At 43.5% G+C, this 12186-nt stretch carries 14 protein-coding genes and 1 pseudogene; 2 read left to right on the top strand and 13 right to left on the bottom strand.

Going from position 1 to position 12186, the window contains the following annotated elements; genetic code table 11:
- Complete coding sequence (locus ONZ52_RS14200) at nucleotides 1-1479, top strand: RimK family ATP-grasp domain-containing protein (RefSeq protein WP_265219349.1); 1479 nt, start codon at nucleotides 1-3, stop codon at nucleotides 1477-1479.
- Nucleotides 1480-1712: 233 nt separating this feature from the next.
- Here ONZ52_RS14200 and ONZ52_RS14195 read toward each other — a convergent pair whose 3' ends face one another.
- The 6 genes from ONZ52_RS14195 to ONZ52_RS14170 form a co-directional block, all read right to left on the bottom strand.
- The gene (locus ONZ52_RS14195; RefSeq protein ID WP_265219347.1) at nucleotides 1713-2054 is read right to left on the bottom strand and encodes a carboxymuconolactone decarboxylase family protein; all 342 of its coding nucleotides are present in this window, start codon (nucleotides 2052-2054) and stop codon (nucleotides 1713-1715) included.
- Between the two features lie 125 nt (nucleotides 2055-2179).
- Entirely contained in the window at nucleotides 2180-2578 is a 399-nt protein-coding gene (locus ONZ52_RS14190) for a VOC family protein (RefSeq protein ID WP_265219344.1), read from the bottom strand.
- A gap of 159 nt (nucleotides 2579-2737) precedes the next feature.
- Nucleotides 2738-3169: a group I truncated hemoglobin gene (locus tag ONZ52_RS14185; protein ID WP_265219342.1), complete on the bottom strand. Its 432-nt coding sequence runs from the start codon at nucleotides 3167-3169 to the stop codon at nucleotides 2738-2740.
- Nucleotides 3163-4032 carry a DUF3034 family protein gene (locus tag ONZ52_RS14180; protein ID WP_265219341.1) on the bottom strand — a complete coding sequence of 290 codons (870 nt, stop codon included), beginning with the start codon at nucleotides 4030-4032 and terminating at the stop codon, nucleotides 3163-3165. Before ONZ52_RS14180 ends, ONZ52_RS14185 begins: the two co-directional genes overlap by 7 nt.
- Before the next feature lie 30 nt (nucleotides 4033-4062).
- Nucleotides 4063-4377, bottom strand: a complete 315-nt coding sequence (locus ONZ52_RS14175; RefSeq protein WP_265219340.1) for a cupredoxin domain-containing protein — start codon at nucleotides 4375-4377, stop codon at nucleotides 4063-4065.
- Complete coding sequence (locus tag ONZ52_RS14170) at nucleotides 4358-4690, bottom strand: cupredoxin domain-containing protein (RefSeq protein ID WP_265219338.1); 333 nt, start codon at nucleotides 4688-4690, stop codon at nucleotides 4358-4360. Before ONZ52_RS14170 ends, ONZ52_RS14175 begins: the two co-directional genes overlap by 20 nt.
- 136 nt (nucleotides 4691-4826) lie before the next feature.
- Between ONZ52_RS14170 and ONZ52_RS14165 the strand changes: the two genes are divergently transcribed.
- Nucleotides 4827-5555 carry a helix-turn-helix domain-containing protein gene (locus ONZ52_RS14165; protein ID WP_265219337.1) on the top strand — a complete coding sequence of 243 codons (729 nt, stop codon included), beginning with the start codon at nucleotides 4827-4829 and terminating at the stop codon, nucleotides 5553-5555.
- Here ONZ52_RS14165 and ONZ52_RS14160 read toward each other — a convergent pair.
- The 7 genes and pseudogenes from ONZ52_RS14160 to ONZ52_RS14135 all read right to left on the bottom strand — a co-directional run bounded on the left by ONZ52_RS14160 (nucleotide 5552) and on the right by ONZ52_RS14135 (nucleotide 11948).
- Nucleotides 5552-6616, bottom strand: a complete 1065-nt coding sequence (locus ONZ52_RS14160) for an ABC transporter substrate-binding protein (protein WP_265219335.1) — start codon at nucleotides 6614-6616, stop codon at nucleotides 5552-5554. The genes ONZ52_RS14165 and ONZ52_RS14160 overlap by 4 nt on opposite strands.
- Nucleotides 6613-8091: a sensor histidine kinase gene (locus ONZ52_RS14155; protein ID WP_265219334.1), complete on the bottom strand. Its 1479-nt coding sequence runs from the start codon at nucleotides 8089-8091 to the stop codon at nucleotides 6613-6615. The genes ONZ52_RS14160 and ONZ52_RS14155 overlap by 4 nt, the downstream gene beginning before the upstream one ends.
- A 12-nt stretch (nucleotides 8092-8103) precedes the next feature.
- Nucleotides 8104-8235 (bottom strand): hypothetical protein, encoded by a 132-nt coding sequence (locus ONZ52_RS24795; RefSeq protein WP_321160340.1) that lies wholly within the window; start codon nucleotides 8233-8235, stop codon nucleotides 8104-8106.
- A 228-nt stretch (nucleotides 8236-8463) separates the two neighbouring features.
- Nucleotides 8464-8735, bottom strand: a pseudogene (locus ONZ52_RS24790) (response regulator); the annotation flags it as partial.
- Between the two features lie 158 nt (nucleotides 8736-8893).
- Nucleotides 8894-10414: a tripartite tricarboxylate transporter permease gene (locus ONZ52_RS14145; protein WP_265219332.1), complete on the bottom strand. Its 1521-nt coding sequence runs from the start codon at nucleotides 10412-10414 to the stop codon at nucleotides 8894-8896.
- Nucleotide 10415: 1 nt separating this feature from the next.
- Entirely contained in the window at nucleotides 10416-10856 is a 441-nt protein-coding gene (locus ONZ52_RS14140; protein ID WP_265219330.1) for a tripartite tricarboxylate transporter TctB family protein, read from the bottom strand.
- A gap of 99 nt (nucleotides 10857-10955) precedes the next feature.
- Nucleotides 10956-11948: a Bug family tripartite tricarboxylate transporter substrate binding protein gene (locus tag ONZ52_RS14135; RefSeq protein WP_265219329.1), complete on the bottom strand. Its 993-nt coding sequence runs from the start codon at nucleotides 11946-11948 to the stop codon at nucleotides 10956-10958.
- Nucleotides 11949-12186 lie beyond the last annotated feature (238 nt).

Here is a 12186-nt window from a genome sequence, read left to right as displayed (position 1 = left end):
ATGTCACAGACGTACATTGTTGTTGATCAGGCAAAAGATTGGTCAGCCTTTTTGCCCAGCGACCGCGTAATCACCTTTACTCAATACCTCAACTTGGCAGCAACAAAAAGCCAAGGCCGCATTCGAATCATCAATCTTTGTAAAAACAGCAAATACCTATCAGACGGCTACTACTGCTCTTTATTAGCAGAAAGCCGAGGTCATCACGTTATGCCGTCTGTGCGTGTACTGAACGACCTAAGCAAAAAAGATCTTTATGAGCTTGAGATCTCACAGTGGCTGCCATTGCTCGCGAAAAAACTCGCTAAACCAGAAGCGCCCATGGAAATGAAATTCCACTGTGTTTTCGGCAAAACCGTTCATCCAGAGATGAAGGAATTCGCACGCAAACTGTTTGAAAGTTTCCCAAGCCCAGTATTAGAAGTTACTTTAAAATTCCGCAAAGAGTGGCAAGTCACCGCCTTATTTTCTACATCACAAAGCAAACTGACCGACGCAGAAGAAACGCTCTTCGCAGAATCATTAGAAGCCTTTAGCAACAAAGTGTGGAGCAAAGGCCGTATCCAGCGCGCAGCGAAATTTGACATGGCTATTCTGGTTAACCCAGAAGAAGCCATGCCTCCCAGCGACGACCAGGCTATTAAAAAGTTTATCCAAGCGGGTAAGCAACTTGGCATTCATGTTGACCTTATTGGCCCGAAAGACATCATGCGTCTACCTGAATACGATGGCTTGTTTATTCGTGAAACCACCAACATCGACCACCATACCTATCGATTCGCGAAAAAAGCAGAAGGCCTAGGCTTAGTTGTTATGGACGACCCACAATCCATCATGCGTTGTACCAACAAAGTCTACTTAGCCGATTTGTTTAACACCCATAAAGTGCCTTGCCCAAAAACACGCATCGTTCATAAAGGTGAAAGCAACGTAGAAGATGCCTTGGAAGCTGTAATCAGTTACCCAATGGTCGTGAAGATCCCTGATGGTGCCTTCTCCAAAGGCGTGATCAAAGCTGAAAACCGTGAAGCCTTAACCGAGAGCTTAAATACTCTGTTTAAGAAATCGTCTTTGCTATTAGTGCAAGAGTATCTCTACACGGAATTTGACTGGCGTATCGGCATACTGAACAACAAACCGATTTTTGCCTGCCGTTACTACATGGTGAAAAATCACTGGCAAATCTACCAACACACAGGCAGCAAAAGCCAAAGTGGTGGTTTTGATACCTTACCCACCTTTGAAGTACCACGTCGCGTGTTACAAGCCGCTATTGCTGCCACCAAACCGATTGGCGAAGGCTTATATGGCGTAGACGTAAAAGAAATCAATGGCCGAGGCTACGTTATCGAAGTGAACGATAACCCAAGCATCGACCGTGGTGTAGAAGACAAATACATCGGCGACGAACTCTACATGCAAATCATGTCAGAATTCTTACGCCGCATGCAGGTAAAACGAGGCGACCACCAAGCCTAAGGGCAAATTAGTGATCTAGAAATATGGAAGGCGACGATGAGTCGCCTTTTTTGTTTTTCAGCGCCAAGGGGTAAAACCTCTTTTCACCCCGATAGAATTCAGGTTTCCAATATGGATTATTGAAAATAATGAAGCAGTCACCACCAAATAACATGTCAATATTAAGCAGCATGTCGATGAGGTAGACGATAGTGTCGAAAAGAAACAATGCTCAGTGATGATATGAGTGTAAATCACTCTGCCAAAAATTCATCTACTGCGGCGAGAGCTTGTGTACCGTAGATTACGGCAGGACCACCGCCCATCATGAGTGCGACATTTATGGTTTCAATAAGTTCTTCCCGAGTGGCGCCAGCGCGAAGTGCGGCTTTAGCGTGGGAAGCGATGCAACCATCGCAACGGGCGGCAATACCTATGCTCAAGGCCATCATTTCTTTTACTTTTAAGGTTAGCGCCCCCTCTTCCATCGCGGCTTTATGCATGGCCATGAAGCCGTCCAATATTCCGGGAGAGGCTTTACGATACTCTCGAGCGAAAGCGTTTTGTTCTTTGTTAATATCTTTATAACTTTTCATAGCTCACCTTTATGATTAGACAAAACATTAGATAAAGCTAATTTAAAATAAAAAGCCAAAAGAAAGAAGCAGCTTTCGAACAAAGGCTGATCTACAGCAAGGTTAAAAGAATGACTCTGTCGCCACTAAGCGGTCCATTCTCGGTTTTGCAGTACCACTCGATAACCATCTATGTCTTCGAAAGTTTTCCCCACAACATCCCAGTAGTCATTATAGGATGACACATGAACAAAACCCGCAGACAACATTTTCTCGCAACATAGTCGCCACACTTGTGCGTCCGTAACATAGAAAATAAGTAAGTTATCTTGGGTTGGGGCTTTACCGACGGTAGTGCCTTTATGGTGGGTGAATTCTAAATGATAATTATGTTGTTCATGACCGATAATCGAGCCATCAAAGCCATTGTGTCCTTCAAAGCGACCAAGCAGTTTAAAACCCAGACCATGAATGTACATATCCGTTATTTTACCTAGGTTATCCGTTGGTCTTGCGACACGCATTTTAGTTATTTTGGGGATCATAAGAGACGCCTATTTTCGTAGCTAGCTTGATAATTCAGCCGAGAAAAGCAGGAGCAATCCAGTTTGTTCAATCACTCGTCTTCCCTGACCTATGATGTAAGTTACAATAAAACGAAATACAACATCCATTACTGAATAATGTCTATTCAAACACTTCGATCACTTATACAGCATCTCACCACGCATCGGCGCAAGCACCTTCAATACACGGTTTTGCTGCGGGTACGTTAACCCAGCCTTTTTCATAGCATTCACTAATAAGTCGACCGTCAAGTTGAAATCGGCTTCGTTAATCTTCTGCCCTTGATGGACTTTCAACATAGTATCACCGGTGTAAGTACAAGGACCGCCAGTGTCAACGCAAAGATGTTCAATGAATTTTTCTCGAAAGCGTTTAATGTTGGTTTTTTCAAAATAGCGATAGATGTCTTTATTAAAACTAATCTCATCAATAAAGTTATCGGTAATCGCTTCTATGGTTGGCTGACCGCCAATTTCATCGTACAAACTTTGCGGCGCTTTATTTAGTGAGGCACAAGCAACAAGAAAAAAGCTCAACGTAATACATGCGTTTTTTACAAGGTTTACCATAAATACCCCGTCATAGATAAATAAAAGCCTTTTTGATTTTTCTGCGTAGCAACCGTACCCAAGTCAGCATAAGCCGCGGTAACATTAACATGTTTGTTTGGCATATAGCTCACAAACAGATCTTTCCAATCGTCTTCTTTGACGCTGGATAGATTATTTGGTTTTTGACGATACTCCATGCCAACTACCCAATTAGGTGATAGAAGTAAGCCGACACTGCCCTCCATCATCATTTGATAACCATTATTGTCCGGTCCACCATAACCTAACAACCCCATCTCATTGGCCTTGGTAGCACGAGCAGTTACGTTCCAAACCAGGTTGTAACCCGCAATCGCCCCTAAATGCACCTTAGTCGCAGCCACATAAAAATCCGTGCCACTATCGTCTTTTGCACCAAGGGCTGTCGCCACAGAGTCGTCATCTAATTGCTTATGCTGTAAACCTATACTCAGCTGAGGAAAAGTTGAATAAACAACGTCACCATATAAACGAACTTTTGCACCAATAATGTTTTGTTTGATCTCGCCAACACTTAGTTGCTTCACCAAACCAACAGGCAAATCAAACGTTTGTTGAGCATAGCTTAATTCAACTCTGTCGTAGAAACTCGTCGCCACACCGATCGATGACAATCGATAATCCGTAATATTCACATCCGTCATAAATAACGACGCTGCAGTCTCGTCACGGCTATCGTATCCAGACAACGTAGCCCAAGGCACAAGACCGCCACCACCACTACCCTCTAATTGCGAAAGCCCTGCGGTGGCCAGCAATTTACCATCAGCTGCCATGGTAGGTATAGCACACAACAAAGTGCCACTAGCGATGAGTATTTTGATTTGTCTTTTATTCATCATGTCCTTCTTTCGTTACAAGTATATTGGCTTTCACCATTTCTTTTTACCGAATCTGGTATGCGAACTATGATCCATGACTTCAATCGGTGGTAATAGTTCCAATACCACGGTTTGTTCTGCGTCACTCGTAATATCAATAGACTCTAGTGCATTCACACCATCAATCAATCTTTCGCTCCACACTGACACCTTGTCACCTTGTTTTACTGGTAACCGAACTTGACCATTTTTATCTGTTTTCAAGGTAAGCATATTGTCTGCCACGATAATGTAACCAATCATGTCATCATGTATGTTACATCCGAGCACAACCAGACCAGGGGTATCAAACAATATGGGATTCAACGTCTGTGCCCTTATACAATTTAATTTCAAACGTTTTAGGCTCAGAAAAACTGTAAACGTGATGTCGAATATCATCACTGTTAGGAAAGTTAACATATTGACCTTTTTGCACCACAAGCACGCGTGGCAAGAAGGACTCATCAACCTGATCCATAACAGCGACCATACTCGGTGTGCCCACAACATTTTTGGAAACTGTCACAACTGCGTCTGAAACAGGTAGATTATCTTGATCGACAACACTCAAGGTCATTTCAGCCCAAACACTAGACAAAAAACAACCAAACATCAGTACAATTAGATAACGCATCATTTTTCCTTAGGAACAGTCGCCTTTGTTTAATTCGTTTAAGTATTACTATGATTACTTTAAAGTATTTAGCAGATCATTATGCTTTCTGTAATATTATTCACCATTCAAGTAAAAGCGATTTAGAAGGAAGGAAAAAATGCGTGATCTGATCGAAGTCATTACCTACCAAGACACAGCTCATGCCCATTCACATCACCACACGCAAATTGTCTTGCCGCTTTCAGGACGTCTAATACTTGATGTGGATAACCACCAGCAAGCGGTGGAATTTGGTCAAGCCTGCCTTATTTCTACCAGCCAACCACATTCCCATTTAGCCAGAGAAGAGAACCGTTGTTTGGTATTGAACTCTTTACCGGCATGGAACAGCCAACTACAAAGTTCGTCGATTTTTATCACCCTAAGCGATCAAGCTAAAACCTATTTGCCTTTTTTATCTAGCTTGATCAGCGACCCCAGCGAGATAAAAACACATCAGGCGTTAAATTTACTGGAACACTTATTGCCCATTCCACAAGAGAAAATTATCCAAGCAGACGCTCGCTTAGCTAAGGCAAAACAACGGCTCGATCATGCCTTTCAGGAACCATGGAGCTTGAGCGAACTGGCAACAGAAGTGCACTTAAGTCCAAGCCAACTTAGCATTTTGTTCAAACGTCATCTCGGCATGACACCTAAACAATACCTTCAGCAACGTCGCCTGACAGAAGCCAAACGATGGCTAATATCAAGCAATAAAAACTTAGACTGCATTGCACAAAAAGTTGGAATAAACGACGCCAGCAGTCTTGTTCGCTTGTTTACGAAACACTTCAACGCCACACCAGGAAGCATCAGAAAAAGTCACCAAGACAAGAAAAACTAATCTTCTGAACTGATTTCGAGCGCCATCTCCCAGTTACGAATAAAACGTTTTTGCTTAGCGTAATCTCGCCCTACCAATAACTGCTGATCCAATTCAATGACCCCTGTTGGTCCTGGGGCACTCACTACGTAAGGGTCGTTCGCATTATTCATATCTGGTCGAATGGGGAACAACAAGCCTTGAGTCTGCATCATTTTTTGCGCTTTGTCCGACAGCAAAAAGTCTAAAAAAACACCCGCATCCGCCGCATTAGGTGCACCTTTAGGAATCAGAGCCGCACGCATCAGCATTAATGTGTAATCTTTTGGAAGGATCATTTTCAATCGATTATCATCACGAGCTCTTTGTGACGCATAAGAACCCAACAAGTTGTAACCTAACACCAATTTACCTGAAGCAACATCATCAATAATGTCGTGTGTACAACAGTAAGTTTGCACATCATGACTACCAAATGCCTCCAACAAACGTCCCCAGGTCACATCCGCCTGACGAGCATCTTGGCTTGCCAACAAGTATCCGACACCACTCTCTCGAATGTCATAAGTACCGATTCGCTTGGTCATGCTTTTCTCATTTTGTCGAATAGTCTGCAGTAACGACTGACGATCATCAGGCAACTCGCCAGGAAAAGCATTTTTGTTCACTAACATCACAATCGGCTCAATAGAGAAAGCAAACAACTGATTACGCCACTTAAAATTATCCGGCAAATTATCCGTAAAATCAGACTGATAGGTCTGTGCATAACCGTCATTGACCAGTTTCAAATGCAAATCCATGGCACTGCTAATAGCCAAACTCGCAACAGGATGCTTCTGTTCTTGGATAATTAGGTAATACAATTCCAGCGTATTCACATCACGATATGCCACTCGTACATCCGGATGAAGTGCGACAAAAGCCTTCAGAATAGGCTCAAACGACGCCAAATCCATAGCAGAATCAATAGCCAAAACCCTTGGCGCGTTCGTATTACCAAACCATACAGGCTCGGCTGCCCAGAGTTTAGAAGACATCATGATTAAGATATAAAAAAGAAAAGCGATTACGGATCTCATACAGTCCCCTCATCAAAAATAAATTTGGCAAAATCCACCTGAAAAGTGGTGCCTTTGGGATGTGTATCTAAGATCTCAATTCTGGCCGAATGATGATCAACGATATCTTTCACCATCGCCAAACCCACCCCACTGCCTGCAATGTCGTATCGGCCGCGATAAAAACGCTCAAAGACACGCGCCTTTTCTATCTCAGGAATACCATTGCCATAATCTATGACTTTTATCCGATAAAAGCGTTCAAACTCACTCACTTGCACGATGACCTCAGTAGCATTGTTCATACCCAATGAGCTATAACGCACAGCATTTTCAATAAGGTTCTGCATCATCTGTTGAATCGAAAAACTGTCGCCCAATACAAAAGCATTGTTTAACTCACAATCAAGCGAAAGCTGAACACCCTGATGCAACGCGGTGACCGCTTGTGCGCGGCATGAAGCCCTAATTGGTTCCAGTAGACTCGTGGGTTCCAAGCGATGGGTCTGTAAACGATGAGAGACAACCGCCTGATTAAGCAACAAAGTCACTGTCTGACTCAACGCGTCACATTGCTTGACAATGTTTTCTAGAGCTTGCTGCTGTGCTTGTGGCGAGCCACTGTCACCCGAGGTATTGTCTCGTGCATTTTCGGCTAAAGCTTTTAAACTGGCTAAAGGTGTGCGCAATTGATGAGCCGCATCAGCCGTATAATTCTCCAGTTGCTCTAAGTTGGTCTGTAGTCGAGCCATAAAGTGGTTAATCGCCACTTTGAGGTGATGCGTTTCTTTTGGTGTATTGATATCTAATGGCGTGAGGTCTCCCATTGCCCTTTCTTCTAATGCCCTTTCGATACGGTGCAAAGGCCGAAGGACTAAATGACTGCCAATAGCAATCAAAGTAATGGCGACCAAAGCAATAAACACAACCACCTCAACCGCTCGCTGCGTCACCGCCGTCGACATGGCTTCCCGTGATAATCGAGTTTGTCCCAATACAATACGAACGGTTTGCGACGTCTCAGGATCAGTCAAACTGCGTTCTAACCACGCAAATCGCACCATCTCACCGGAATACTCTTGATTATAAAACTGTATTTGATCCAACTCTGGTGGCTTAGGCGGCGTACTGTTTAGATCTTGGTAGCCTGTTATAAAGCCTTGCTCCAAACTTTCCACCTTGTAAAAGACACGATCTTCATCTGCTTGCGCCAATGTCGCAAAAGCTGACCAAGGGATATCGATACTGACTTCGTTGCGAATTAAACTGACATTTTCATCTATCTGCAATAAAGCACTGCGCAGCAGACGATCATAAGACAAATCGGCAAGCTTCTGACTGTAATCAAAAATCAAATTAATCGCCAAACCAGCGATAATACCAATCACTAGAACACCCGCTAAGATGAAACGAAAGCGTAACGAAGGCGCCTTAGCTAACGCCCGCTTTTCCTCTTCCTCACTCAGGTTTTGGTGGTCGAGCGATTTCTGCCACATAACCAATGCCCCTTAGAGTACTAATCGCCAAATCCCCTTTAACCATTTTTTTCGCAAACGCCCAACATACAATTCAATCGCATTAGGGCCTGGGGTTTCATTAAAATTAAATAAGTGATCGGTGATCTCATCTTTACTTAACACTCGGCCTAGATGCCCGAGAAATATTTCCAATAAGCGAAATTCACGGTTAGTAATCGCCGTCAGCTCACCTTCAATAAATACTTGTCGACTGTCCCTGTTTACCACAATATTGCCATGCTCAGTGACATTGGCAGCGTAGCCCTGTTTGCGACGCAACAGCGCACGACAACGCGCTTCAAGCTCACCAAAATCAAACGGTTTCGTAAGATAGTCGTCTGCACCTTCATCCAAAAGACGGATACGGTCCTCTATCTGATCTCGGGCTGTCATAATAAGAACCGGGTATCGTCGTCACGCTGGCGCAGTTTCTGCAGCAGTTGTAAACCAGACAAACCAGGCAAATTCAGGTCCAATAAAATCAAATCGACCGATTGATACCTTAATAACTCATCCGCTTTTTTGCCATCGCCCATCAAATCCACGCCGTGTCCTAGACTAGTTAATCGTTCACAGATCGCCTGCCCTAAAACCTGAGTATCTTCTACCACTAAAATTCGCATAACACGTCAGCCATATCGTTATTATTTTTTTATAAAATATTAAAAACCTTAAATAATAAAAAGCAAAAAATTCGAACAGCCTAAACTGTTCGAATTCCATTTTTACGTATTAATAGTAACCGCTTAGCGCAGACAATAGTACCGAATAGTATGTCGACCTAGTCGTCCTTTTCAGACACTTTTGCTCTTGCCATTTTAGCACGTACCATGGGACCTACGATCATAGGCAAAATCAAACCAAGTATCGCTACAGTCCAAAGACCAATGCTTAATCCACTATTAAACAACACAGACCAATCGCCATCAGAAAGTACAAGGGCATGACGAAGACTTTTCTCCATTTCAGGCCCAAGCAACATGCCTAAAATGATAGGAACTAATGGGATATCCACCTTACGGAAAATATAACCCAATACGCCAAAACCAACCATGAAATACAAATCCAACGCACTGTGACTAACAGAATAAATACCCACAGATGCCACAAGAGTCACAATCGGCATCAAGTATTTAGGTGGAATACTCAACAGTTTGACGAAAATGCCTACCATTGGAATGTTTAGCAACAACAACACAAGGTTGCCCACGAACATGGCAGCGATAACGCCCCAAACAAGGTCTGCGTTTTGTTGAAATAACATCGGGCCAGGAGAGATGTTTAATGAAATCAACATCGCCAACAACACCGCTGTCGTACCACTACCTGGCACACCAAGCGTTAGCATAGGCACAAGTGCACCAGACGCCGCGCCATTGTTACCCGCTTCAGGAGCCGCTACACCACGTGGATCACCTTTACCAAACTCACCTTTATCGGAAAAACGTTTCTCCAAGGTGTAACTAACAAAGCTACCCAAAGACGCACCTGCGCCAGGCAAAACACCAGCAATAAAGCCTAATACCGCACCTCTCAAGGAAGCAGGTAATACTTGAATAATATCTTTTGCAGTAAGTTTTAATTTGTTAACTGCTACTTGCTTGAGACCATCACCAGCATGACGCTCCAAGAAAAACAACAACTCACTAATCGCAAACAACCCCACGATCGCGATAATGAAATCAACACCTTCAAACAACTCAAGCGAATTAAAAGTAAAACGCTGAACACCAGTAGAGATATCAATCCCCACAGACGCAATCATCAAACCAATAGCCGCCGCCATGAGCGTCTTAAATTGGTTTTTACCAGTAATGCCACCTAACGTTGCAAAGGCCAAAGCAAACAAGGCAAAGTATTCAGACGGGCCGAATCTCAAGGCGAATTTCGCTAAAATAGGCGCCAAAATAACCAAACCAACAGTTGCAATAAAGCTACCGATAAAAGAAGCAATCGCAGAAATCGCCAAAGCCTCAGCCGCTTTACCTTTTACCGCCATTGGATACCCATCTAAACAGGTCATCATGGCAGGCTCATCACCTGGAATATTCAGCAGGATAGACGAAATACGACCGCCATACATGGCACCGGCATACACCGACGTCAACAAAATAAGAGAAGATGTAGCAGACAAACCCAAACTAAATGCCAACGGAATTAAAATAGCCACACCGTTTGCAGGACCAAGACCCGGTAAAGCACCAATCAAAGTACCCAATATGGCACCAATGACCGCAAACATAATACTCTCTGGCGTTAATGCGACGGCAAAGCCTTGCATTAATAAGCTCATAGTCTCCATATTAAAACTCCAATAGACCTAGAGGCAGTGCTAGTTCTAGCACAGTATTGAAAAGGAAGAAGATAACCACAGAGCTTGCCACACCCGTAATAATACTCTTAGTTATATTCGCCCCCATGCGCCAACTTAAAAAACTCACCACAAGCGCAGCGGCTGGCATAAAACCGATTGGTTCAATCGCCCATGCAAAAGCAAGCATAGAAAGCACAACGATAGTAAGCTCAATCAACATAGCAGATGGCGCCCATTTCTCATCCGGATCAGGACGAACAATCATGTAGATAGAACTAATACCTAAGATGATTGATAGCATAATAGGAAAGGTTTCAGGCCCGACACTTTCGTGTCCACCAAATGGAATGGGAAATTGCGTTGCTTCCCAGCCGTAAGCAACGGCAAGAATCAGCATCAGCATGCCAAACACACGATCATTAATACGCATGTCTCTGCTCCGTGTCAGTAAATCAAAGGGTGAGTAATAAGTAAAAACAGGAGGGGTCATTGTGTCAAAACAAATCCCCCTCCAAATAGCGGTTCTAAATTATTTAATCAAACCGATGTCTTTAGATAAGATTTGAATATCTAGAATTTGGTTGTTAACGAATTGTGTGAACTCTTCACCAGATTTATGGAATGGCATCACACCGTTTTTCACCATGATGTCTTTCCATTCTTCTGTTTTGTAAAGTTCGTCCATGGTTTTAACCCACCAATCGTAAGATTCCGCACTGGAATTTCCTGGCATATAAAAACCGCGCCAGTTTGGTGCAACGGAATCAATACCTTGCTCCATTGCTGTTGGAATCGCAGCAAATGGTTCTGGTAAACGCTCTTCAGAAAGCACCGCCAACACACGTAAATCACCGGAATCCATAAAGCCTTTTACTTCAGAGATATCACCAGTAAAGGCATCAACGTGTCCGCCAACCACTTGAACTAGGGCTTCGGAGCCGCCGCTGAAAGCCAAATAACGCACTTTAGGCAAATCGCCTACGTTTGCTTTTTGAGCAGTCATCAAGACTTTTAAATGGTCCCAACCACCAGAAGCACTACCACCGGCAAACTTCACTGATGTTGGATCGCTTTTCAACGCATCTAACAGTTGAGTCAGTGTGGTGTATTTTGAATCTTTGCCTACTGCAATGATGCCGTAGTCTGCGCCCAAGGTTCCAATCCATTTAACTTGTTTGGAATCCATACCTGGGAACTGACCTTGTGCAAGGCGAGTCGTCGTGGCCGTACTAGCCGCTACAATAAGATTATCATCTTTATCGCGTTTACTGATGGTATGAGCGTAAGCCACACCGCCACCAGCACCTGTCATGTTGACGGTTTGAACATTGCCTTTAAAGTATCCTTGGTCAACCAATACTCGACCAACACTACGGCAAGTAAAATCCCAGCCACCACCAGGGTTTGCTGGCGCAATACATTCTGCACTACGAGCGGGTTCATAAGCGTGAGCTTGTCCAGCGATGGTTAGTGCGACAGCACCAGAAATTAGGATAGACTTCAAAGAAAGGGTATTAAGCATGGTTATCTCCTGCTTGTTATTTTTTTTGTTGTTAGCTATTCGAGTTCCTGAAACGCTTATTTTAGAAAACTCGATGAACAAACATTACCTGTCAAACCTGTCACCACCCTGTCAGAAAACACATTTCTGACAGAATTGTGATTAAAAACGCATTTTTGACAAAACACATTGCGCATTTTTGACAAAACACATTGCGCATTTTTGACAATGTTTTTAACGCCCTGACACGGTAATCTGT

Origin of the sequence: Marinomonas rhodophyticola (genome assembly GCF_026113935.1) — a bacterium.
GTDB classification, from domain to species: Bacteria; Pseudomonadota; Gammaproteobacteria; order Pseudomonadales; family Marinomonadaceae; genus Marinomonas; species Marinomonas rhodophyticola.
This window is presented reverse-complemented; position numbering and strand designations above follow the sequence as displayed.